Raw genomic sequence first — 20,234 nt, 5'->3', positions numbered from 1 at the left:
GAGGTTACTACGACGGTTCGCGCGCGAGGCTGCCGCGGTGCCCCTGCGCGAGGAGCCAGCCGCCCCCGATCAGGGCCACGGGGACGAGGTGCACCGCGTGGTACCCGAGCGCGAACGCCAGGGCGGGCTCGCGGGCGACGCCGGCGCTCGAGAGCGCCAGCACGCAGGCGAGCTCGAAGGCGCCGGCGTTGCCCGGCGAGACCGACGCCGCCGACGAGAGCGTGGTGGCGAGCACGACGAGCAGCGCGAGCTCCATCGTGGCGGGCAGCCCGAAGGCGCGCAGCGAGAGCCACCCGATGAGCCCCTCGGCGCCCCAGCCGCCGAGCGCGAAGCCCCAGGAGAGGAGCAGCGCCCGGGGACGCCCGACCGCGGTGAGCCCGTGGCGGAGCCGCGCCAGCATCGCCCGCGGGCCGTGGCTGGGCGCGTCCGCCGCCTCGCCGCGCGGCCGCAGGAGCCACAGCGCGGCGAGCGCCCCCACCGCGACCGCGAAGGCCGCCGTGCCCGCGCTGCGCAGCCACAGCGGGAGGCCGGAGAGGGCCGCCATGAGGCCCAGGACGGCGAAGAGCGCCACCGAGCCGAGCAGGTGGTCCACCACGGCGGTCGCGGCGAGGGTGGCCATCGAGGCGCCGGTGCGCCGCGCCATGAGGTGCGCGCGGGCGAGGTCGCTGGCGCGCGCCGGCACGACGAGCCCCACCGCGTACCCCGCCACCAGCGCGAAGAAGGCGTCCCGGGCCCGGGCGCGCGGCTCGACCGGGTGGACGACGGCGAGCCAGCGCCCCGCCTGCAGGGCGAGCGCGGCGAGGTTCGCGCAGGCCGCGGCGGCGAGGAGGCCGGGGCTCGCGGCGGCGAGCGCGCGCCGCAGCTCGGCGGGGTCGAGGTTGCGCCCGGCGAGGACCACCAGCGCCGCGAGCGCGGCGAGCCCGAGGAGGCGCGCCAGGCGCCCGCGGGCCGGCGCCTCGCGGCGCGCGGCGAGCGCGTCGATGGTCACGAACTCGAAGCCCGCCTCGCGCCAGCGCCGCACCAGCTCGGGCAGCGCGGCCGCCGTCTGCTCCCGGCGCGGGTCCCGGCCGGCCGTCCCACACCCGTCGTGGAGGAGCAGGATCTCCCCTCCCCGGGGCCGCGCGGCGGCGCGCGCCGCGATGGCGTCCGCACCCGGGAGCTCGGTGTCCCACACGCCGCGCGTCCAGCCCACGAGCGTGAGCCCCCGCCGCCGCAGCGCCCGCTGCAGCCAGGGGCCCTTGAAGCCGTGCGGGGCGCGGAAGAACGGCGCCGGCTCGACCCCGGCCGCCCGCACCGCCGCGCGGCCGAGGTCCACCTCCTCGGCCACCGCCCGCGGGCCGGCCAGGTGGAGCTTCCTGTGGCGGTGGCCGTGGAGCGCCACGAGGTGTCCGCGCCGCGCCACCTCGCGCACGAGCTCGGGGTGGCGGAGCGCGTGCTCGCCCAGGACGAAGAAGGTGGCCCGCACCCCCGCCCCGTCGAGCGCCTCCAGCACGGCCGGGGTGTCGGCGGAGGGCCCGTCGTCGAAGGTGAGCGCCACCTGGCGGAGGTCGCGCCGGCCGCGGCGCAGCGACGCGCCGGTGAGATCGAAGCGCACCCAGCAGGCCTGGAGCGCCGCCGCGCCGCCGGCCAGCGCGGCCAGGGCGAGCGCCGCGCCCACCGCGCGGTGGCCGCGCGCCAGGGCCGCCGCGCCCCCGGCGAGGAGCGCCACCCCGGCCGCGACGGCCAGCGCGAGGAGGAGCCGCTTGCGCCAGGGCATCATCCGGCGACACCGATCGAGCGGTAGAGCCCCAGCACCTCGGAGGTGACCCGCGGCCAGGCGTAGCGCTGCACCGTGCGCCGCCCGTGCTCGCCGTAGGCCGCGCCGCGCGCCGGGTCGCGCGCGAGGCGCAGGAGCGCCCGCGCCCAGGCCTCGGGCTCGCCGGGCGGGAGGAGCTCGCCCTCCTGCCCGTGCGTCATGACCTCGCGGAAGCCGTCGATGTCGGAGGCCAGGATGGGCTTCCCCGCCGCCATGGCCTCGAGGAGCGTGACGCCGAAGCTGGCGATGGTGGCGGGCGCGCAGTACACGTCGGCCGAGGCGTACCAGTCCGGCCGCTCCTCCACCAGCCGCCCGGCGAACACCACGTCCTCGCGGAGCTCCTCCGGCACCAGCGCCTCGTAGCGCGGCCGCAGCGGCCCGTCGCCCACCACCAGGAGCCGCGCCTCCGCGCCGGCGCGCAGCGCCGCGAACGCCGCGAGGAGCCCCTCGAGCCCGTTGCGCGGCTCGAGGCGCCCCACCCACAGCACGTTGAGGCGGCCGTCCGCGAAGCGCCGGAGCGGCCGGCCGCGGCCGAAGCGCTCCACGTCCACGCCGTTCGGGATGATCCGGAAATCGGCCCGGAGGCGCCCTTCGAACGCCCGGAGGCAGGCGCGCGAGACCGCCACGGCGGCGTCGAGGCGGTCGAGGTATCGCTGCTGCGCGCGGCGGGTGAGGGCGAAGAGCGCCCCGGGCCGGAAGTGGGTGTGGAACGTGCCCACCACCGGGCAGTCGGCGTAGTGGAGGGCGACGAAGGGCAGGACCGGCGTGAGCGGACAGTGGACGTGCAGGACGTCGAACCGCTCCCGGGCCAGCGTCTCCCGCACGGCCCGGGCCAGCCGCGGCCCCAGCGAGACGCGCCCGAAGCTGCCGTTCCCGAACAGCGGCCGGCTCCGGGCGAGGCGCAGCACGTCCGGTCCCGCCGCCTCGCCCTCGGGGGCCGGCAGGTCCGGCATGGCGCTGGTGAGGATCTTGACGCTGTGTCCGAGCCGCCGCGCCTCGCGCGCGAAGTGGTGCACGTGCTCCTGCACCCCGCCGATGCTCGGGTAGTAGTACTCGGTGGCGATCCCGACGCGCATGCCGGTGCCTGCTTAACGGGCCGAGCGCCCTCCGTCCGGCCGGCCGCCGCTACGGCGGGGAGGCGCGGCGGCGGGGCGGCAGCGGGATGACCCGCGCGGCCGGGCGCGGCACCTGGGTGCGGTGGCCGACGGGCCCGCGGCGGACGAGGAGCGGGGCCAGCGCGAGGACGGCGCCCGCCAGCGCGAGCAGGTTCGTGAAGAAGATGCGGAGCCGGGCGATCATCGCGCGCAGGAGCTGCAGGGCGCGGGCGCGCGGCGGCGCGTCCGCAGGCGGAGTGTACGCGAGCCGGAGGTGACCGCGCTGACTGCGCATGGGATGGTGCCCCGCGGGTGACACGCCGGCGTTCCTCCTCCCTTTTTTCGAGGTTAGGCACGCCGCTCCGCACCGGCCACCCAGACCGGGTAAGCTCGGCGGCGCCGCGCCCCGCGGCCGGCTTCGAGGAGGCCACCCTCACGTGAACGAACGCCCCGCCCCGCTCGGCCGCGCCCGGCTCGCCGGCCTCGGCCTGCTCGCCGCCGCGCTCCACGCGGTCTTCGACGTGGCCACCGCCCAGCTCCCGGCGACGACCCCGCCCTACCTCCGCACCGCCGACATGCCGGAGGCGTTCCAGGCGCTCTCCCCGGTCGCAGTGGGCATCGCCACCTCCTGCGTGAGCGGGATCATCGCGGTGATCGCGCTCATCGCCACCGAGCACGCGCGGCGGCGCGCCCTCGCGCTCGGGGCGGCGGTGACTGGGTTCTGGCTCTTCTCGGCGGTGCTCATGACCTTCGTGTGGCTCGACACGCCCTGGCCGGTGGCGGCGGTCGCCCTCGCCGCCGGGGTGCCGCGCGGGTTCGCGATCGGCGCCGTGCTGGCGGCGCTCGCCGGCCGGCCCGAGCGCGCCGCCGCGCCGACGCTGGGGCCCCGCTGAGTCCTGGGCGCCGGGTCAACGCCGCGCGGGCAGGAGCGGGCGCAGCTTGCGCTGCCCGCCCTCCAGCGCGCGCGCCCAGCGCTCGACGGCCGCGGCGTGGCCCGACTCGCCCCGGCGCCGGTAGAAGGCGAGGAGGTCGTGCACCGGCGCGGGCTCGGAGGGCGAGAGCGCCGCCATCACCGCGAGCTGGTGCTCCGCGGCATCGCGCCGGCCGGCGCGCTCGAGCAGCGTCGCCAGGGCGCCGCGCGCGGCCCGCTCCGCGGGGCGGTCCGCCACGACCCGCGCCAGCTCGAGCTCCGCCTCCGGCCCCCGGCCGAGCCGCGCCAGCAGGAGGCCGCGGCGGAGGCGCAGGTCGAGGTCGGGCTCGACCTCGAGGGCGGACTGGTAGGCCTCGACGGCGTAGGCATCGTCACCGCGCAGCTCCCCGAGCGCGCCGCACAGCCGGGCCAGGCGCGCCGGGTCGTGGTGCAGGAGCTGGGACTGCCGGAGGAGATCGCCCGCCGCGTCGAGCTCCTTCCCGTCGTCGAGCAGCAGCTCCGCGAGGTCCAGGCGGGGCTCGGCCGCGGAGGGATCGGCGTCGGCAGCCGCGGCGAGGTGCTCGCGCGCCTCCGCCAGGCGCCCCGCGCGCCGGGCCTCGCGGCCGAGCGCCAGCTCGCGCGCCGCGTCCACGGGCGGTGGGGAGGGCTCCACCGCCGGCGGCGCCGGTACGACCGGAGGTGGAGGAGGCTCCGTCACCCGGTGCGCCGCGCAACCGAGCACCACCGCGGCGGCCGCCAGGGCGCAGCCCAGCGCCCGGGCGTGCGCCCGGGCCGAAGGAGAACGTTCGTGGAGCGATCCGGTCGGAGCCTCTACCTGCAAGTCGTCACCGCCGTCGTGATCGGAGCCGTGCTCGGGACCTCTACCCCAACTCGGGGTCGAGATGAAGCGGTCCCGGGCGGCGGGGCTTGCCCGGCGCCTTGCTCAATCGTAATGGTAGAGGCGCTCGCGCCTCCGCCGGGACAGCCCGGCGCGAGGCGCGTCGTCGTCCCGGTACTCCAGCCACAGCGCGCCCGCGGTGAGGAGCGAGATGCCGAAGTAGAAGGCGAGCAGCCAGAGCGGGGAGCGATCGCCGGTGAGCGCGGCGTCGCCGATGCCGCCCGTCAGGAGCAGCCACAGGCTCACGATCACGCTCGCCCGCGTCATGCGATCCTCCTCGCATGGTGACGAGCCGCCCGCCGGCGCGCTCGCCCCCCACACTCTAGCACCCAGACACGACGTGAACACCTCCTCCCAGTCCAGCCTCACCCACCTCGGTTGGCCCGAGGTGGTCCGCGCCCTCGCCGGGGAGTGCCGGCTGCCCGCCGGCCGCCGGCGCGCCGAGGCGCTCTCCTTCCTCGCCTCGGCCGCGGAGGTCCGCGAGGCGCTGGCCCAGGTGGAGGAGGCGCGGCAGCTCGGCGAGGCGCGGCTCACCCTCCCCCTCGGGATGTCGGGCGCGCCGGAGGAGCACGTCGACCGCGCCGGCAAGGGGGGCGTCCTGGAGCCGGCGGCGCTGCGCGAGTGCGCCTCGCTGGTCCGGGCCGCCGCGCGCACCCGGCGCTTCCTCGAGGCGCGCGCCGCCCAGAGCCAGCGGCTGTGGGCCATCGCGCAGGGGCTCTCCGGGGACGAGCGGCTGGCGGACCGGGTCGAGCGCGCCATCGAGCCCTCCGGCGCCGTCTCCGACCGCGCCAGCCCGGAGCTCGGCGCGCTGCGCGACCGGGTGCGGGGCCTGCACCGCGCGCTCAAGCAGCGGGTGGAGGAGCTGCTCGCCGACGAGGGGATGCAGCGCCACCTGCGCGACCGGTACTTCACCATCCGCGACGAGCGGTACGTGCTGCCCATCCTGGCGAGCTCGCGCTCCCAGGTCCCCGGCATCGTCCACAACGCGTCGCAGTCCGGCCAGACGCTGTTCGTGGAGCCCGAGCCCATGGTGGACATGGGCAACGAGCTCACCATCGCGAGCGCGATGGCCGCCGAGGAGGAGGCGCGCATCCTGCGCGAGCTGTCGGAGGGCGTCTCGCGCCGCGCCGCCGAGCTCCTCGCCGACCTCGAGGTCCTGGGGCGGCTCGACCTCCTCGAGGCCGAGGCGCGGCTCGCCGCCGAGCTCGACGCGCACGCGCCCGAGGTGTGCGCCCCCGACGCCGGCTTCGAGCTCCTGTCGCTGCGCCACCCGCTGCTCGTGCTGCAGGGGAAGAAGGTGGTGGCGAGCCACGTGCGCCTCGAGGCGCCGCGCCGCGCCCTCATCGTCTCCGGCCCGAACGGCGGCGGGAAGACGGTCACCATCACGGCGGTCGGGCTCTCGGCCTGCCTGCTCCGCGCCGGCCTGCCCATCCCCGCCGCCCAGGGCTCGCGGCTGCCGTTCTACGCCGAGGTGCGGGCCGCCATCGACGAGCGCGGCGACCTCGCCCGCGACCTCTCCACCTTCACCGCCCACCTCACCAGCGTCCGCGACATCGCCCAGGGCGCCGGGCCCCGCTCGCTCGTGCTGGTGGACGAGATCGCGGCCGACACCGACCCGCGCGAGGGCGCCGCGCTCGCCACCGCCATCCTGGAGGACCTGCTGGAGCGCCGGGCCCAGGTGCTCGTCACCACCCACCTCGACGAGCTCAAGGCGCTCGCCCTCACCGACGAGCGGTTCGCCAACGCGCGCGTCGGCTTCGATGCCGAACGGCTCGCCCCCACCTACCAGCTCCACCTCGGCTCGCCGGGCAGCTCCTCCGCGCTCGAGGTGGCGCAGCGGGTGGGGCTCGCGCCGTCGGTGGTGGAGCGGGCCCGGGCCGCGCTGACCGGCCAGGGCGGCGCGCTCACCCAGGCGCTGCGCGCCCTGGAGGAGGAGCGCGCCCGGCTCGCCGCCGAGCGGCGCGGGGCGGAGGAGGCCCGGGCGGCCGCCGCCGCAGCCGAGGCGCGCGCCCGCGCCAGCGAGGAGGCGGCGCGCCGGGCCGAGCGCGAGGCCGCGGCGCGGATGGGCGAGGCGCTGGCCGAGGAGCTCGAGGCCGCGCGTGGGGAGGTGGCGCGCGTGCTCGCCGAGCTGCAGGCCGCCCCCACCCTGCGCAAGGCGGGCGAGACGCAGAAGCAGCTCGACGCCTGGCGCGCCACCGTCGCGCAGGCCTCGCGCGCCGCGGACGCGCAGGCCCGCGCCGGGGTCGAGGCGGAGCCCGGCGGCGAGCTCCGCAAGGGCGCCCGCGTCCGCATCGTCTCGCTCGGCCAGGACGCCGAGGTGCTGGAGGTGTCCGGGGACGAGGCGCTCGTCCGCGCCGGCGCCCTCAAGGTGCGCCGGCCGCGCGCGGACCTCCTGCCCCTCAAGGGCAAGGCGCCCGCCGCCCCCGGCTTCGGCAAGAGCCGCGCCGAGAAGCTCGACGCCGCCGAGGAGGCGCGCCCCGCCGCCGTGGTCCTGCCCGACCGCCGCCTCGACGCGCGGGGGCTGCGGGTGGACGAGCTGCTCCGTGAGGTGGACCGGTTCCTCGACCGGCTCTACGCGGAGGGGGCACCCGAGGCGGTCATCCTGCACGGGCACGGCACCGGCGCGCTGAAGCAGGCGCTGCGGGAGCACCTGGGGGCGTCGCCGTACGTGGCGAGCTTCGGGCCGGGGGAGAGGCACGAGGGGGGGGACGCGGTGACGGCGGTGAAGCTGAGGAGGTGAGGGGGGCGACCTTCGGCCGTCGACCTTCGACCTCGACCTCGACCTCGACCTCGACCATCGACCATCGACCATCGACCTCGACCTTCGACCTCGACCTCGACCTCGACCTCGACCTCGACCATCGACCTCGACCATCGACCTCGACCTCGACCTCGACCATCGACCTCGACCATCGACCTCGACCATCGACCTCGACCTCGACCTCGACGGCACATGGGGCGCTCGCCATTTCCGCCTCCCTGCTTCGCGTGAGGAGGCGGAAATGGCTCATCTTCCAAATGCCGTCGAGGTCGAGGCGCTCCCGTTTCAAAGTCTCGATGTTTACGTTGCGGCGCGCGAGCTCGCGGCGCTCGTGCACGCTTCGCGCATCGCGGATGCGGAGCTTCGCGACCAGGCCACGCGCGCGGCGAAGTCGGTCTTCCTGAACCTTTGCGAAGGCCTTCCCAGCGACAGCGGCCCCATGCGGCGCAAGCACTTCGCGCTCGCCAACGGCTCGCTGCACGAGGTGGTCGGCGCCGTGGATTTGGCGCACGCCATCGGGGCGCTCGCGGCCGAGCCCGCGCGGCGCGCGCAGGCGCTCGCGGTCCGGGTGAAGCACATGCTGCGCGCGCTGGCGAGGTGAGTCCGGGCGCTCACGTGCGGCACGGCGCACCGCCCGTGCCGCACCGCGCCCGCGCGCGCACGAGGCGCCATCCCTCCGCGCCGGCCGGTGCCGCACCGCGCCCGCGCGCGCACGAGGGCGCCATCCGCGCCGGCCGGTGCCGCACCGCGCCCGCGCGCGCACGAGGCGCCATTGCGGAGCGCCGCCACCAGCGCCAGGTTCGCCGGAACGCGCCGAGTGGCCCGCGTCGCGGCGAGGACTGACCGAAGCACCGCGGCGCGCAGGCGCCGCGGTGCAAGATTCCGCAGCCGCGTCGAGTGGACCGCGGTGCGCGTTCCGGCCTCGGGAGCAGCTGGCGCGGCGCGGAGCACGGGCGCCGACGCGCGCGCGGGCGCGGGGCGGCCAGGGTAGGAACGTGGCGGCACCTCGACCTCGACCTCGACCTCGACCTCGACCTCGACCTCGACCTCGAACCGCGACCTCGAACCGCGACCTCGAACCGCGAACCGCGACCTCACTCCACGTCGCCGCCGAGGTAGGCGGCCTGGACGCGGGGGTCGGAGGCGAGGGTGGAGCAGGGGCCGGAGAGGGCGATCTGGCCGCGCTCGAGGACGTAGCCGTGGTCGGAGACCGCCAGCGCCGTGCGGGCGTTCTGCTCCACCAGCAGGATGGTCGTCCCCTCGCGGTGGATCTCCGCGACCAGGTCGAAGATGCGGTCCACCAGCTGCGGCGCCAGGCCCATCGACGGCTCGTCCAGCATGAGCAGGCGCGGGCGGGCCAGGAGGCCGCGGGCGATGGCCAGCATCTGCTGCTCGCCGCCCGAGAGCGTGCCCGCCAGCGCGCGGCGCCGCTCGCCCAGCACCGGGAAGCGGGCGTACTGCGCCTCGATGGCCGCCGGCCGCTCCGCCGGCGGCAGCGCCTGGGGGCGGCTCTCGGCGGCGAGGACCAGGTTCTCCTCGATGGTCATGCGGGCCAGGATGGCGCGCCCCTCGGGCACGAGCACCAGGCCCGCCGCCACCGCCGTGTGCGCCGGGAGCCCGGTCACGTCGCGGCCCGCGAGCCGCACCGTCCCCCCGCGCGGGCGGAGGAGGCCCGCGATCGCGCCGAGCGTGCTGCTCTTGCCCGCGCCGTTCGGCCCGATGAGGGTCACGACGGCGCGGTCCGGGACGGTGAAGGAGATGCCCCGCACCGCCTGCACGTGGCCGTAGGCCACCTGCAGGTCCACCACCTCCAGCAGCGGCGCTCCCGCCTCGCTCATCGGCGCGTCCCCAGGTAGGCGTCCACCACCGCCGGATCGCGCATCACCTCGGCCGGCGTGCCGTCGGCGATGACGCGGCCGAAGTTCAGCACCGTGACCCGGTCGCAAACCTTCGAGACGAGCGGCACGTTGTGCTCCACCAGCAGCACCGAGTGGCCCAGCTTGGCCACCTCGCGGATGAGCCCCGCCACCTGCTCCACCTCCGCCGGGTTCATCCCTGCCGTCGGCTCGTCGAGCAGCAGCACCCGCGGCTCGGCCCCCAGCGCGCGGGCGATCTCGACCCGGCGCTGCTCGCCGTACGAGAGGGTGCCCGCCCGCTCCCCGGCGCGATCCGCCAGGCGGACGCGCTCGAGCAGCGCCAGCGCGCGCTCGCGGGCCGCCCGCTCCTCGCGCGCCGCCGCGGGGTGGAAGACCATGCGCCGCCACAGCGGCGCGTCGCGGCGCAGGTGCTCGCCCACCAGCACGTTCTCGAGCGCCGAGAGCTGCGGGAAGAGGCGGATGTTCTGGAAGGTGCGGGTCACCCCGAGCGCCGCCACCCGGTGCGGCGCCAGCCCGTCGGTGCGCGTGCCGTCGAGCCGGATCTGGCCGGAGGTGGGGCGCAGGAGGCCCGAGACGATGTTGAGCAGCGTCGTCTTGCCGGCGCCGTTCGGGCCGATGAGGCCGTGCACCTCGCCCGCCGCGAGCCCGAAGGTCGCGCCGTCGACGGCGCGGACGCCGCCGAAGGCGCGCGAGACCGCCTCAACCGAGAGCAGCACGGGCGGCCCTCCGCTCGGCGCGCCAGGCGCGGATCCGCTCCGGCAGCGACACGAGCCCGTTCGGCAGGAAGAGGATCACCGCGAGCAGCACCGCGCCGTTGACGAGGAGCCGCAGCGGCCCCGGCTCCATGCCGGTGACGCGGGAGACCTCGCGCAGCCCCTCCGGCAAGAGCGTCAGGAAGGCCGCCCCCAGGATCGGCCCGCCGAAGTGCGCCACCCCGCCCACCACCGCCTGGACCAGCATGTCGACCACGCGCGCGAAGCCGTAGCCGCTCGGCGCCACCATGAAGGTGAGGTGCGCCTCGAGGCCGCCGGCCAGCCCCGCCAGCCCGGCGCCCAGCGCGAACATGGCGAGCTTGTGGCCGGTGGTGTCGATGCCGAGGGTGCGCGCCGCGGGCTCGTCCTCTCGGATGGCCTCGAGCGCCTGCCCCGCCCGCGACCCGCGCAGCCGCCAGAAGACGAACGCCGCCAGCGCCAGGCACACGTACACGATGCCCGGCCCGGCGCGCTGCGGGATGGCGACCAGGCCCAGCGCGCCGTTCGTGTAGTCCCAGTTCACGAGCGCCAGCCTCACCACCTCGCCCCAGCCGATGGTGGCGATGGCGAGGAAGACGCCGCGGAGCCGCAGCACCGGCAGGCCCAGCGGGACCGCCACCAGCGCCGGCAGCGCCGCCGAGGCCGCCAGCACGAGCGGGAACGGCCACCCGGTGTTCAGGGTGAGGAGCGCCCCGGCGTAGCCCCCGAGCGCCATGAAGCCGGCGTTGGCGAGGGAGAGCTGGCCGCAGGAGAGCGTCGCGTACACGGACAGCGCGAGGAGCGCGTTCACGCCGATGAAGGCGACCGCGGACTGGTAGGTGAGCCAGAGCTCGGCGAGCTGGTCCAAGCCGGTCCCTTCAGGCGAGCCGCGTCGCGGCCTGGCCGAGCAGCCCGCGGGGGCGGAGGAGCAGCACGAGGAACAGCACGGCGAACGAGACGCCGTCCCGCCACGAGGAGCCGAGCTTCGCCACCGTGAACACCTCGATGACGCCGAGCCCGTAACCGGCCAGCACCGCGCCCGGCATGCTCCCCATCCCGCCCAGGATGATGACCGCCAGCCCCTTGAGCTCGACGCTCCGGCCCATGTCGGCCGAGACGTCGTTGAAGGCCAGGCCGAAGAGCACGCCCGCGGCGCCGCCCAGGGCGGAGGAGATCGCGAACGAGGCGGCGATGACGCGGTCGACGTCGACCCCCAGGATGCGCGCCGCCAGCGGGCTCTCCGCCACGGCCCGGATCTCGCGCCCCAGGCGCGACCGGCGCAGGAGCCAGGTGAGGGCCAGCATCATCGCCACCGAGATCCCGATGATGACCGCCTGGACCTCGGAGACGACCGCGCCGCCGAGCTGGAGCCGGCGGTCGGGCACCGCGCCGAAGGGGAAGCGGAACTGCCCCGGGCCCCAGGCCGTGAGCGCGATCGCCTCGAGGATGGTGGCGGCCGCGAGCGAGCTGATGAGGCCCGAGATGTTGGAGTCGGCCCGGCCGCGCAGCGGGCGGAAGGCGACCCGCTCGAGCACGACGCCCACCACCGCCGCCGCCCCCACGGCGAGGGGCAGCGCGAGGAGCGTGTGGAGGTGGAGCGTCCCCACCAGGGCCAGCGCCGTGAAGGCGCACAGCATGAACACCGCCTGGTGCGCCAGGTTGAGGATGTCGAGGACGCCGAAGACGAGCGTGTAGCCGAGCGCGAACAGCGCGTAGATGCTGCCCAGGAAGAGCCCGTTGACGACCTGTTGCATGCCGCTCCGCCCCTCCGTGCCGCGGCCCGCCTCGGGGGCCGTCCAGGGCGACCGGTCGGGGCGCCCTGGACGACCTTATCACCAGACGATCGCTCGCCTCACTGGAGGATCTCGAACTTCCCGTTCTTCACGATCTGGACGGCGGGCTCGTGCTCGCCGTCGCGCGACGGGTTGAAGGAGAAGGCGCCGAGCGGCGTGTCGAGGTTCTTCACCTTGGCGAGCCCCGCCTCGATGTCCTCGCGGCCGGTCTTGCCCCCCGCCTGCTTCATCGCCTCGGCCAGGACCAGCACGCCCGTGTAGGCCTGGGCGGCGAACTGGTCGGCGGTGAAGCCGCGGGCCGCCATCTCCTGCTTGAAGCGCTGGTTGGCCGGCGCGGGGCTGGCGGAGTTCCAGGCGGTGCCGACCAGCACTCCCTCCGCCGCCGGGCCGGCGTTCTTGATGAAGGCGGGGCTGTTGAAGCCGTTGCCGCCCATGATGGGCCCGGTCCAGCCCAGCTGCCGCGCCTGGGCCACGATGGCGGCGGCGTTCTCGGCCAGCGCCGACACCACCAGCAGGTCGGGGTTCTGCGACTTGAGGGCGGTGATCTGAGCGTTGAAGTCGCGGTCGGCGCGGGCGAAGGTCTGGGTGCCCAGGATCTTGACCCCGAGCTGGTCGAGCGTCGCCTTCATCACGTCGTAGCCGGCCTTGGTGAAGACGTCGTCGTTCCCGTACAGCACGCCGGCCGTCTTGAAGTGGAGGCGCTGCTGGGCGGTCTTCATCGCGCCCGGGACGACCTGCTTCTCCATGAGCGACACGCGCCAGATGTGATCGCCGATGTCGGTGATGCCCTTCGCGGCCGTGTTCGAGACCGCCACCACCGGGACCTTGGCCATCTGCGCGATCGGGTCGGCGGCGGTCGCCATGGTGGAGAGCGTCGGCCCGATGATGGCGCTCACCTTCTGCTGATTGATGAACCGCTGGTAGACGCTGATGGCCTGCTGCTTGGAGGAGCCGTCGTCGTCGATCACCACCTCGAGCTTGACGCCGGGCACCCTCCCCGTGCGGTTCACCTCCTCGACGGCGAGCTGGAGGCCGTTCCGCTGGGTGGCGCCGTAGACGCCCGCGTCGCCGGTGAGGCTGAGCGCGGCGCCAATGCGAGCCGTGCGATCGGCCCCGAGCGCCGTGCCCCCTGAAAGGATGAGTACCGCAAGGAACGCATGACGGAACGTGGACATCGTCGACCTCCTCCATCGCGGGGATCCCGCTCTATTCGGTCCGGCGCGGGCCGGCAAACTAAAGCGAGGAGTGACGCGGGAATGCCCGCGGCCACGCCCCAATCGGGCACACGAAACAATCGCTCGCTTCACGCACAGCATTACGCCGTGCGTCAATCAGCTCCGCTCCGGATCGTCAGGAACGTTTCGCATGATTGAAGCAAAAATGGTATTGAATCGACTCACCCCCTCGGAGCCCCGTTGGGGCCCAAAGCGGCAATCCAACATCAAACGTGCCGGAGGTACCGACGTGAGAATTCATGCACTGGCGGGCGCGCTGCTCCTGTGCTGGACAACGGTCAGCCACGCCGAAGAGCCCAAGCCCACCGACCTCGGCAAGACGCCGACGGAGGAGGCGAAGGCGGAGGCGCCCAAGAGCCCTCCCTTCACCTTCGCCCTGCACGGGTTCGTGTCGGGGTCCGTGTACATGCAGGACGCCAGCCTCGGCCCGAGCGAGGGGCAGCAGTCGCTCTTCGTCAACTCGCAACCGCCGAAGCAGCCGAACGCGGACAAGATGATCTTCGGCGGTGACGTCCGCCAGTCGCGCTTCAACTTCTCGGTGGCCGGCCCGCAGCTGCCCGCGTTCGGCGGCGCCACGCCGCGCGCGGTGCTCGAGATCGACTTCTTCGGTGGGTTTGGGTCGGGCAACTACGGCGACGTCTCGGTGACGCCCCGCCTGCGCTGGGCCTACGCCGAGCTCGACTGGGGCGGCGGCAACCGCGTCCTCTTCGGCCAGACCAACGACCTCATCTTCACCATCGCGCCCGCCTCGCTGGCGCACATCGCGTTCCCGTTCGGCTACGGCTCCGGCAACATCGGCTGGCGGCGCCCGGGCATCTTCGGGTTCCACACCCTCGGCGACAAGAAGGCCATGAACCTCGAGTTCGCCTGGGAGGTCGGGCGTAGCCAGTGGGCCGACGCGGGCGGCATCGGCAACAACACCGTGACGTCCACCGCCGGGACCAACACCGCCGGCGGCGACGCGTACGGGTTCAGCAACGGCGTGGCCTCCGGCATCCCGGCGGTCGAGGCGCGGCTCATGCTGGCGAGCGGCGGCGACTGGAGCCTCTTCTCGACCGGCCACTACCAGCGCATCGATCGCTCCGGCGTCGGCGCCCTCCCCACGACCACGGGCGGCATCTCCTCCGACCTCGACGTCATCGCCGTGAACGCCGGCGGCAAGGCCAAGGTCGGCCCGCTGCAGCTCGCCGCGACCGGCTTCGCCGGCAAGAACCTGGCGCCGCTCGTCGGGAACTTCCTGCAGTTCAACCCCAACAACCGCGGCGACATCCACGCGGTGGGCGGCTGGGTGCAGGCCGGCTTCAACCTGACCAAGCAGCTCTCGATCTGGGGCTACGCCGGCATCGAGCGGCCGGACGAGGCCGAGGCCATCGCCAGCGGCTACACGAAGCTCCGCAACGTGACCACGGTAGGCATGCTCCAGTACCGCGACAGCGTGAAGGTGGGAGGAGCGTCCTCCGACTACGCCATCGGGTTCGAGTGGATCCACATGGTCACCCGCTCCCGCCAGTACGCCACCGCCGCCGGCGTGACGCCGGTCGTCACGGCCGCCACGGCCGCCGGCAACTCCGGCGACCTCGACGGCAACCAGTGGATCCTCTCGGGGAACTACTTCTTCTAAGGACCGGCGAGCCGGACGAGGGCGGGCCGGGCACCCCGGCTCGCCCTTCTATTTTGCCGCGTCGCAGCACTCACCGTGACGCGCCGTGTCGGGGCGGAAACGCTCGTGTGACCCCGAGGTGAATTCCACCCAGGCTCGTGCTGGGGGAGCCCCGTTTGTGGCCGCCTGCTCGCCAGCTGTGCTAAAAGGCGAGCAACCCCGCGAGACTTCAATGAGCTCGCACCTGGGAGGCCAAGCAATGAGAAGTGCTTATGCAGCGTTTCTCGCCGCCGCGATGATGGTGGCGCCGGCGATCGGTTCCGCGCAGACCGCGGAGCCGCAGCCCTCCGTCCCCGCACCCGTTCCGGCCGCGCCCTCGGAGGCGCAGCCCGCACCGTCCGCCGTCCCGGCCGCGAAGCCGGCGCCGGCCAAGGTCACCATCACGCCGTACGGGTTCATCCTCCTCCAGTCCTTCTGGAATGACGGCCCGTTCTCGGCCAAGGATTACCCCGGGCAGGTGCTCCAGAACCACGACGGCGGCGCGTTCCTGATGAGCGCCCGCGGCTCGCGGTTCGGCTTCAAGGTGGCGCTGCCGGACGACCCGTTCACCGGCGCCCAGCTCTCCGGCGTGATCGAGGGCGACTTCAAGGGCGGCTTCGCCAACAACACCACCACCAGCGCCAACTGGTACAACAGCATGTTCCGCCTGCGGCTCGCGTACATGACCGCGAGCTGGGGCGACGCCAGCAACAAGTTCTCCTTCGTCATCGGCCAGGACTGGAAGATCGTGGCCCCGCTCGCGCCGACCAGCATCGCGTTCGGGTACGATCAGATGTTCACGCAGGCCGGTAACCTCAACAACCGCGACCAGCAGATCAAGGCCATCTACGACATGGTGTCCGGCGGCGTCGGCCTGAACGTGTCCGCGGCCATGCTCGGCCCGCAGGACACGGCGGCCATCACCGGCACGGGCACTCCCGTCGTCGGCGTCACCACCGCCGACTACGGCGCGGGGAACCGCTCCCGCATGCCGAACTTCGAGGGCCGCCTGGCCGTCAACATGCGCGACGGCAAGAAGAAGGTGGCCGAGGTCGGCGTGGCCGGCGCGGTCGGCTGGCGGCGCTACGACAACGTCAACACCCCGAACACCACCGTCGACACCACCACCAAGCTCGGCGCGGTGGACGCGGTGTTCAACTTCCCCTTCATCACGCTGCAGGGTGAGGGCTACGTCAGCGACGGCATGGAGGACTCGTACACCAGCCTCCTCTCGTCGGCGGTCATCGTGAACTCGACCGGCGCCGGGGCGGCCGCTCACGCCAGCAGCGCGGTCAACATCCAGTCGCAGGGCTACTGGGCGCAGGCCATCCTGAAGCCGCTCGACTCCGTCCAGATCCCGGTCGGTTACGGCATGGCGCAGGTCCGGTACCACGGCGCCGCGGCGGCCGTCGGCACGCGCTTCCGCAACGCGCAGTTCCACACCGGCCTGCTGTTCAACATGACCAACCCCTGGAAGTTCGGGTTCGAGTTCACCCGCACGACCTCGGGCTACAACAACAACCAGGGCCCGGCCACGGCGAACCAGTACGTGCTCGCCTCGAAGCTCGACTTCTAAGCCGCGCCGTAGGACGCTCCAGGGGGCGCTCGCAGCTTCGTGCTGCGGGCGCCCTTTCTTTTGGGTTAACGTTCCACGGGGAGGGACCTGATGGCCGTCTTCCTGCAATCGGTCGTGAGCGGCGTGCTGGTGGGCGGCGTCTACGCGCTCATCGGCATCGGCCTCACGCTCATCTTCGGCGTGATGCGCGTCATCAACTTCGCGCACGGCGAGCTGCTCATGGTGGGGATGTACCTCACCTACTACGCCTTCACCCTGCTCGGCGTGGACCCCTTCGTCTCGGTGCTGCTGGTCGCGCCGCTCATGTTCCTCTTCGGCGTGCTCCTGCAGCGGGCGGTGATCCAGCGCGTGCTGGGGGCGCTGCCGCAGAACCAGATCCTGCTCACGATCGGCGTCGGGCTCATCCTCTCCAACGCGGTGATGCTGGTCTTCACCTCCGACTACAAGATCCTCTCCACCAGCTACTCGTCGGGCTCGGTCATGCTGGGCGGGATCTCCGTCTCGCAGCCGCTCTTCTTCTCCTTCCTCATCACCGCCGCCGTCACCGCGGCGCTGTACGCCTTCCTCATCAAGACGGACATCGGGCAGGCCATCCGCGCCACCGCCCAGGACCGCGAGGCGGCCCAGCTCATGGGCGTGAACGTCGGCCGCATCGGGCTGCTCGCCTTCGGGCTCGGCACCGCGCTGGCCGGGACCGCCGGCGCGCTCGTCTCGCCGACCTACTACATCTTCCCGCAGGTGGGCAGCGCCTTCACCCTCAAGGCGTTCGTGGTGGTGGTGCTGGGCGGCATGGGCAGCATCATCGGCGCCACGGTGGGCGGGCTCGTCATCGGCACGGTCGAGTCGCTCGCCGCCTCCTACTTCTCCTCGGGCATCAAGGAGATCTTCGTCTACCTGCTCTTCCTCTTCGTGCTGCTGGTGAAGCCGTCCGGCCTGCTCGGGAAGTCGAGGATGTGATGCGCGCCCTCCCCGCACTCCTCTCGCTCGCCGCGCTGGCGGCCCTCCTCGCCCTCCCCGCGGCGGTCACGAGCCCGTACGCGCTGCACGTCATGATCCTGCTCTTCCTGGCGGTCATCCAGGGCGAGAGCTGGAACGTCCTCGGCGGCTACACCGGGCAGTACTCGGTGGGCCACGCCGCCTGGTTCGGCCTCGGCGCCTACGGCACCTTGATGCTCATGCAGTTCGAGCACGTCGCGCCGTGGTGGGGCGTCTGGCCGGCGGTGGCGCTGGCGGTGGGGGCGGCGCTGGTGGTGGGCTCCATCACCTTCCGCCTGCGCGGGCCCTACTTCGTGCTGGCCTCGATCGCGGTGGCCGAGATCTTCCGGCTGGTGGCGCTCAACTGGAAGGACATGACCAACGGCGCCGAGGGCATCCTCACCAGCGACCTGCCGCCGCTCCAGGTGGCGGGGCACGTGGTCACCGACTTCGCGACCAAGGTGCCCTTCTACTACGCGGGCCTCGCGCTGGCGGTGCTCACCATCGCCGCCAACTGGGCCGTCCAGCACTCGAAGCTCGGGTACTGCTTCCAGGCCATCCGCGAGGACCAGGACGCGGCCCACTCGCTCGGCATCGCGCTCACCTTCTACAAGAACGTGGCGCTCGCCATCTCGGCCTTCTTCACCGCCTGGGCGGGCGCGTTCTACGCGCTGTACGTGGGCTTCATCGACCCCGGGACGGTGCTCTCCACCGAGGTCTCGGTGCAGTTCGTGCTCATCAGCATCATCGGCGGCATCGGCACCATCGGCGGGCCGGTGGTGGGGGCGCTGGTGCTGGTGCCGCTCTCCGAGGCGCTGCGGGCGAACCTGCTCTCCGACGCCATCTTCAAGCTGCACCTGGCCGACGAGACCTCGCCCACCGGGCTCTTCCTCAAGGACAACCTGGCGCACGCCCACGCGCTCATCTACGGCATCCTGATGGTGGTGGTGATCCTGTTCATGCCCGACGGCGTGCTCGGGTTCGCGCGGGGGCTCGTCGCGCGACGCCGGCGCGCCGCGGCGGCCGCCCAGGCCGAGGGGAGCGCCTCGTGAGCCCCACCCCGATCCTCGACATCCGGCACGTCTCCCGCTTCTTCGGCGGGCTGGCCGCCAACTCCGACGTCTCCTTCGCCATGGAGGAGGGGATGATCATGGGCCTCATCGGGCCCAACGGCGCCGGCAAGACCACGCTCTTCAACTGCATGACCGGCTTCTACCCTCCGTCGCGCGGGGAGGTGCTCTTCGCCGGCCACCGCGTGAACGGCCTCACCCCGGACAAGGTCTGCAAGCTGGGCATGGCCCGCACCTGGCAGAAGGTGCGGCCGCTCGCCAAGATGACGGTCCTCGACAACGTGATGGTCGGGGCGCTGGCCCGCACGAACCGCCTGGCGGAGGCGGCCGAGGTGGCGCTGCAGCAGCTCCGGCACGTGCGGCTCGACCACAAGGCGGACGCGCTCGCCGGCGGGCTGCCCATCGGCGAGCGCAAGCGGCTGGAGGTGGCGCGCGTGCTCGCGACCCAGCCCCGGCTGCTCCTGCTGGACGAGGTCATGGGCGGGCTCAACCCCGCCGAGAGCGAGGAGATCATCCAGCTCATCCTCGACACCAAGCGGCGCGGGGTGACGCAGATGGTGATCGAGCACGACATGAAGGCCATCATGCGGATCAGCGACCGGATCGTGGTCCTCAACTCCGGCGAGAAGCTGGCCGAGGGCCTGCCGCGGGAGATCGTGGCGAACCCGGCGGTCGTGGCCGCCTACCTGGGGGAGGCCGCCGAGTGAGCCTGCTCGAGATCCGCAAGCTGTCCTTCGCCTACGGCGACCTGCGCGTCCTCTGGGACGTGGACCTCGAGGTGCGCCAGGGCGAGATCGTGACGGTGGTCGGCGCGAACGGCGCCGGCAAGTCCACCACGCTCCGCAACGTGTCCCGGCTGGTCCGGCCCGCCGCCGGCCAGCTCCTGTTCCAGGGGCAGGAGCTCACCCGGCTCGAGTCTCACGACGTGGTCGAGCTCGGGATCGTGCAGGTGCCCGAGGGGCGCCACATCTTCCCCGAGATGACGGTCCTCGAGAACCTGCGCATGGGCTCCTACGCGCGCGCGACGCGGCCCGATCGCGCCCGGAACATCGAGCGGGCGTTCAGCCTCTTCCCCCGCCTGGCGGAGCGGCAGCGGCAGCTCGGCGGGACGATGTCCGGCGGCGAGCAGCAGATGCTCGCCATCGCCCGCGGCCTCATGGCGAACCCGAAGCTCCTGCTCCTCGACGAGCCGTCGCTGGGGCTCTCTCCGCTGTTCGTGAAGAACATCTTCGACATCATCGCGGAGATCAACCGGCAGGGGACGAGCATCCTGCTGGTCGAGCAGAACGTCTTCCAGTCGCTCCGCATCGCGCACCGGGCCTACGTGCTCGAGACCGGGCGCGTCGTCCTGACCGGCACCGGCCAGGAGCTGCTGGGCAACGAGCACGTCAAGAAGGCCTACCTGGGGCTCTGATCATGATGACCAAGACGAAGGTGCGGGACTGGATGACGCCGAACCCCATCACCATCGACGCCGAGGCGACGGTGGTGGAGGCGATCCACCTGCTGAAGGAGAAGAACGTCCGGCGGCTCCCGGTGATGAAGCACGGGCGCCTGGTGGGGATCGTGACCGAGCGGATGCTGCTCTCCTTCTCGCCCGGGAAGTCCACCTCCCTCGACACCTGGGAGCTGCACTACCTCCTGGCGCGGACGCCGGTGACCGAGGCGATGAACCCGAAGCCGCACACGGTCACGCCCGAGACCGAGCTCGCCGACGCGGCCCAGCTCATCCGCGACCGCAAGCTCAACGGCATCACGGTGGTGAACGAGCACGGCGACCTGGTGGGGATCCTCACCACCACCAACGCGCTCGAGGCGCTCATCGCGTTCGCGAAGGACGCGGCGGCGCAGAAGTAACCGACGCCCGAGCCGACGCAGGG

General features: G+C 73.6%; 20 protein-coding genes. 10 read left to right on the top strand and 10 right to left on the bottom strand.

Annotated features, from left to right (window positions below; genetic code table 11):
* Positions 1-7: 7 nt before the first annotated feature.
* Genes HWY08_RS05890 through HWY08_RS05880 form a run of 3 tightly spaced genes read right to left on the bottom strand, consistent with a single transcriptional unit; the run spans position 8 to position 3,184 of the window.
* The gene (locus HWY08_RS05890) at positions 8-1,756 is read right to left on the bottom strand and encodes a lysylphosphatidylglycerol synthase domain-containing protein (protein ID WP_176063881.1); all 1,749 of its coding nucleotides are present in this window, start codon (positions 1,754-1,756) and stop codon (positions 8-10) included.
* Positions 1,756-2,871, bottom strand: a complete 1,116-nt coding sequence (locus HWY08_RS05885; RefSeq protein WP_176063878.1) for a glycosyltransferase family 4 protein — start codon at positions 2,869-2,871, stop codon at positions 1,756-1,758. Before HWY08_RS05885 ends, HWY08_RS05890 begins: the two co-directional genes overlap by 1 nt.
* A 49-nt stretch (positions 2,872-2,920) precedes the next feature.
* The gene (locus HWY08_RS05880; RefSeq protein WP_176063875.1) at positions 2,921-3,184 is read right to left on the bottom strand and encodes a hypothetical protein; all 264 of its coding nucleotides are present in this window, start codon (positions 3,182-3,184) and stop codon (positions 2,921-2,923) included.
* A 142-nt stretch (positions 3,185-3,326) separates the two neighbouring features.
* Here HWY08_RS05880 and HWY08_RS05875 point away from each other — a divergent pair, with 142 nt between their 5' ends.
* Positions 3,327-3,782, top strand: coding sequence for a hypothetical protein (locus tag HWY08_RS05875; RefSeq protein WP_176063872.1), 456 nt, complete (start codon positions 3,327-3,329; stop codon positions 3,780-3,782).
* 15 nt (positions 3,783-3,797) lie between these two features.
* Here the strand turns inward: HWY08_RS05875 and HWY08_RS05870 are convergent, their stop codons facing one another.
* Together HWY08_RS05870 and HWY08_RS05865 are read right to left on the bottom strand one after the other, a co-directional pair.
* Positions 3,798-4,451, bottom strand: a complete 654-nt coding sequence (locus HWY08_RS05870) for a tetratricopeptide repeat protein (protein WP_176063869.1) — start codon at positions 4,449-4,451, stop codon at positions 3,798-3,800.
* Positions 4,452-4,742: 291 nt separating this feature from the next.
* Entirely contained in the window at positions 4,743-4,964 is a 222-nt protein-coding gene (locus HWY08_RS05865) for a hypothetical protein (protein ID WP_176063867.1), read from the bottom strand.
* 73 nt (positions 4,965-5,037) lie between these two features.
* Here HWY08_RS05865 and HWY08_RS05860 point away from each other — a divergent pair, with 73 nt between their 5' ends.
* A complete protein-coding gene (locus HWY08_RS05860; RefSeq protein WP_235969475.1) occupies positions 5,038-7,437 on the top strand; it encodes an endonuclease MutS2 in 2,400 nt (799 codons plus the stop codon).
* Positions 7,438-7,699: 262 nt separating this feature from the next.
* Positions 7,700-8,059, top strand: coding sequence for a four helix bundle protein (locus HWY08_RS05855; protein WP_176063863.1), 360 nt, complete (start codon positions 7,700-7,702; stop codon positions 8,057-8,059).
* A gap of 493 nt (positions 8,060-8,552) precedes the next feature.
* On the opposite strand, the gene HWY08_RS05850 is transcribed toward HWY08_RS05855, so the two are convergent.
* The 5 genes from HWY08_RS05850 to HWY08_RS05830 form a co-directional block, all read right to left on the bottom strand.
* A complete protein-coding gene (locus HWY08_RS05850) occupies positions 8,553-9,296 on the bottom strand; it encodes an ABC transporter ATP-binding protein (protein ID WP_176063860.1) in 744 nt (247 codons plus the stop codon).
* Positions 9,293-10,051: an ABC transporter ATP-binding protein gene (locus tag HWY08_RS05845; RefSeq protein ID WP_176063858.1), complete on the bottom strand. Its 759-nt coding sequence runs from the start codon at positions 10,049-10,051 to the stop codon at positions 9,293-9,295. Before HWY08_RS05845 ends, HWY08_RS05850 begins: the two co-directional genes overlap by 4 nt.
* On the bottom strand, positions 10,035-10,934 hold the full coding sequence (locus HWY08_RS05840; RefSeq protein WP_176063857.1) for a branched-chain amino acid ABC transporter permease: 900 nt from the start codon (positions 10,932-10,934) through the stop codon (positions 10,035-10,037). Before HWY08_RS05840 ends, HWY08_RS05845 begins: the two co-directional genes overlap by 17 nt.
* A gap of 10 nt (positions 10,935-10,944) precedes the next feature.
* On the bottom strand, positions 10,945-11,820 hold the full coding sequence (locus HWY08_RS05835) for a branched-chain amino acid ABC transporter permease (protein WP_176063855.1): 876 nt from the start codon (positions 11,818-11,820) through the stop codon (positions 10,945-10,947).
* A gap of 98 nt (positions 11,821-11,918) precedes the next feature.
* Positions 11,919-13,034, bottom strand: coding sequence for an ABC transporter substrate-binding protein (locus HWY08_RS05830; protein ID WP_176063853.1), 1,116 nt, complete (start codon positions 13,032-13,034; stop codon positions 11,919-11,921).
* Between the two features lie 289 nt (positions 13,035-13,323).
* Here HWY08_RS05830 and HWY08_RS05825 point away from each other — a divergent pair, with 289 nt between their 5' ends.
* From HWY08_RS05825 to HWY08_RS05795, 7 genes are all read left to right on the top strand, one after another.
* Entirely contained in the window at positions 13,324-14,715 is a 1,392-nt protein-coding gene (locus HWY08_RS05825; RefSeq protein WP_176063851.1) for a hypothetical protein, read from the top strand.
* Between the two features lie 238 nt (positions 14,716-14,953).
* Positions 14,954-16,309: a hypothetical protein gene (locus HWY08_RS05820; protein ID WP_176063849.1), complete on the top strand. Its 1,356-nt coding sequence runs from the start codon at positions 14,954-14,956 to the stop codon at positions 16,307-16,309.
* A 90-nt stretch (positions 16,310-16,399) separates the two neighbouring features.
* The gene (locus HWY08_RS05815; RefSeq protein ID WP_176063847.1) at positions 16,400-17,266 is read left to right on the top strand and encodes a branched-chain amino acid ABC transporter permease; all 867 of its coding nucleotides are present in this window, start codon (positions 16,400-16,402) and stop codon (positions 17,264-17,266) included.
* Positions 17,266-18,336 (top strand): branched-chain amino acid ABC transporter permease, encoded by a 1,071-nt coding sequence (locus tag HWY08_RS05810; protein WP_176063844.1) that lies wholly within the window; start codon positions 17,266-17,268, stop codon positions 18,334-18,336. The genes HWY08_RS05815 and HWY08_RS05810 overlap by 1 nt, the downstream gene beginning before the upstream one ends.
* On the top strand, positions 18,333-19,061 hold the full coding sequence (locus tag HWY08_RS05805) for an ABC transporter ATP-binding protein (RefSeq protein ID WP_235969474.1): 729 nt from the start codon (positions 18,333-18,335) through the stop codon (positions 19,059-19,061). Before HWY08_RS05810 ends, HWY08_RS05805 begins: the two co-directional genes overlap by 4 nt.
* A 2-nt stretch (positions 19,062-19,063) precedes the next feature.
* On the top strand, positions 19,064-19,768 hold the full coding sequence (locus HWY08_RS05800; RefSeq protein WP_176063956.1) for an ABC transporter ATP-binding protein: 705 nt from the start codon (positions 19,064-19,066) through the stop codon (positions 19,766-19,768).
* 2 nt (positions 19,769-19,770) lie between these two features.
* On the top strand, positions 19,771-20,211 hold the full coding sequence (locus HWY08_RS05795; protein ID WP_176063842.1) for a CBS domain-containing protein: 441 nt from the start codon (positions 19,771-19,773) through the stop codon (positions 20,209-20,211).
* The last annotated feature ends 23 nt before the right edge of the window (positions 20,212-20,234 follow it).

Origin of the sequence: Anaeromyxobacter diazotrophicus (genome assembly GCF_013340205.1) — a bacterium.
GTDB classification, from domain to species: Bacteria; Myxococcota; Myxococcia; order Myxococcales; family Anaeromyxobacteraceae; genus Anaeromyxobacter_A; species Anaeromyxobacter_A diazotrophicus.
Note: the sequence above shows the minus strand (reverse complement) of the source record. Positions and strands in the feature narration are given on the sequence as shown.

What these genes read in the sequence shown, in the direction of transcription:
- HWY08_RS05890 (WP_176063881.1), bottom strand. Translation starts at nt 1,756, where the DNA reads ATGCCCTGGCGCAAGCGGCTCCTCCTCGCGCTGGCCGTCGCGGCCGGG.
- HWY08_RS05885 (WP_176063878.1), bottom strand. Translation starts at nt 2,871, where the DNA reads ATGCGCGTCGGGATCGCCACCGAGTACTACTACCCGAGCATCGGCGGG.
- HWY08_RS05880 (WP_176063875.1), bottom strand. Translation starts at nt 3,184, where the DNA reads ATGCGCAGTCAGCGCGGTCACCTCCGGCTCGCGTACACTCCGCCTGCG.
- HWY08_RS05865 (WP_176063867.1), bottom strand. Translation starts at nt 4,964, where the DNA reads ATGACGCGGGCGAGCGTGATCGTGAGCCTGTGGCTGCTCCTGACGGGC.
- HWY08_RS05855 (WP_176063863.1), top strand. Translation starts at nt 7,700, where the DNA reads ATGGCTCATCTTCCAAATGCCGTCGAGGTCGAGGCGCTCCCGTTTCAA.
- HWY08_RS05850 (WP_176063860.1), bottom strand. Translation starts at nt 9,296, where the DNA reads ATGAGCGAGGCGGGAGCGCCGCTGCTGGAGGTGGTGGACCTGCAGGTG.
- HWY08_RS05835 (WP_176063855.1), bottom strand. Translation starts at nt 11,820, where the DNA reads ATGCAACAGGTCGTCAACGGGCTCTTCCTGGGCAGCATCTACGCGCTG.
- HWY08_RS05830 (WP_176063853.1), bottom strand. Translation starts at nt 13,034, where the DNA reads ATGTCCACGTTCCGTCATGCGTTCCTTGCGGTACTCATCCTTTCAGGG.
- HWY08_RS05820 (WP_176063849.1), top strand. Translation starts at nt 14,954, where the DNA reads ATGAGAAGTGCTTATGCAGCGTTTCTCGCCGCCGCGATGATGGTGGCG.
- HWY08_RS05815 (WP_176063847.1), top strand. Translation starts at nt 16,400, where the DNA reads ATGGCCGTCTTCCTGCAATCGGTCGTGAGCGGCGTGCTGGTGGGCGGC.
- HWY08_RS05810 (WP_176063844.1), top strand. Translation starts at nt 17,266, where the DNA reads ATGCGCGCCCTCCCCGCACTCCTCTCGCTCGCCGCGCTGGCGGCCCTC.
- HWY08_RS05795 (WP_176063842.1), top strand. Translation starts at nt 19,771, where the DNA reads ATGATGACCAAGACGAAGGTGCGGGACTGGATGACGCCGAACCCCATC.